Origin of the sequence: Parasphingomonas puruogangriensis, from assembly GCF_036663635.1 — a bacterium.
Lineage (GTDB): Bacteria > Pseudomonadota > Alphaproteobacteria > Sphingomonadales > Sphingomonadaceae > Sphingomonas.
Genome location: NZ_JAXOJI010000042.1, coordinates 1 through 1,067, shown reverse-complemented (window position 1 = coordinate 1,067; position 1,067 = coordinate 1). Strand labels below are relative to the sequence as shown.

At 53.1% G+C, this 1,067-nt stretch carries 2 protein-coding genes; one reads left to right on the top strand and one right to left on the bottom strand.

Features of this window, described 5'->3' with window-relative positions:
• On the top strand, window positions 1-344 hold a 344-nt coding region (locus tag U1739_RS21060), incomplete at its 5' end, for a PA2169 family four-helix-bundle protein (RefSeq protein WP_332710574.1).
• A 281-nt stretch (window positions 345-625) separates the two neighbouring features.
• On the opposite strand, the gene U1739_RS21055 is transcribed toward U1739_RS21060, so the two are convergent.
• Window positions 626-1,067 (bottom strand): response regulator (locus tag U1739_RS21055; protein WP_332710573.1); only part of this gene is annotated, 442 nt, incomplete at its 5' end.

Here is a 1,067-nt window from a genome sequence, read left to right as displayed (position 1 = left end):
AATCTATCTTTTTCGAACGCGCCAACGAGCGTCAACACGTTGTTGAGGAACTTCGGCAGCATGTTGTTGCCCTTGGCGGCGATGCACAGGATGACGGTTCGGTTTTGGCCGGCGCGCATCGGGTTTTCATGAACCTGCGCGACGCGGTTACCGGCAGGGATGACCAAGCCGTTATTGCAGAAGTAGAACGCGGCGAAGATCACATCAAAGCCAAGTACGAGACCGCTTTGCAAGACGCCGAACTCGGCACCGACACGCGCGCACTCATCAGCCAATGTTTTGATTCGGTCAAATCAGGGCATGATCAGATGCGCGATTTGAAAAACGGTATGACCGCCTCTTAATCCGAAGTGGAATAGCGACCCCTAACGGGGTCCGCGACGCCGCGATCCCAAATAGGCTCCATTGCATCTTGCGATGGGGCCTATTTTTTCATGCATAAAAACCGTTTGCGCGCGCCCAAACAAAAACACCCCGGCGGTTAAGCCGGGGTGTTAGGGCGCTGGTCTAGGGGGGGAGGGCGACCAGCTGGTCGAAATCAACTTTACGTTTTTCCCGACCTAAAATGTCGTTGCGAAAAAGTGAACGCGATTGCGCACACATTGTTCCCGAAGTTTCCAAAAAATTATGCAGCTTTTGAATCTACATCCACATCGCGGTGCATCAGCAACGCCTGACCAATAGTAGCAATGACCGTTTCTGGTTCAAAAGGCTTGGTTATCAGATAAGTAGGCTCTGGGCGCTCACCCGTCAGCAAACGTTCCGGAAACGCCGTGATGAATATCACAGGAACCGTTTGTTCGGCCAAAATGTCTTTGACGGCGTCAATTCCGCTGGAACCATCGGCAAGGCTGATATCTGCAAGCACCAACTCGGGCCGTTCATCGCGGGCCTTGGCAACAGCTTCGGACCGGGTGCGGACAATCGCAATTGCTTCGTGGCCAAGACTTTCGACAATCTGCTTGATGTGCAGTGCAATGATTGATTCATCTTCGATAATCAAAACACGCGCTGACATTGCGTCCTCAATCGCGCTGCGTGCGGCCTGCACATGCTGGCTAACGTCG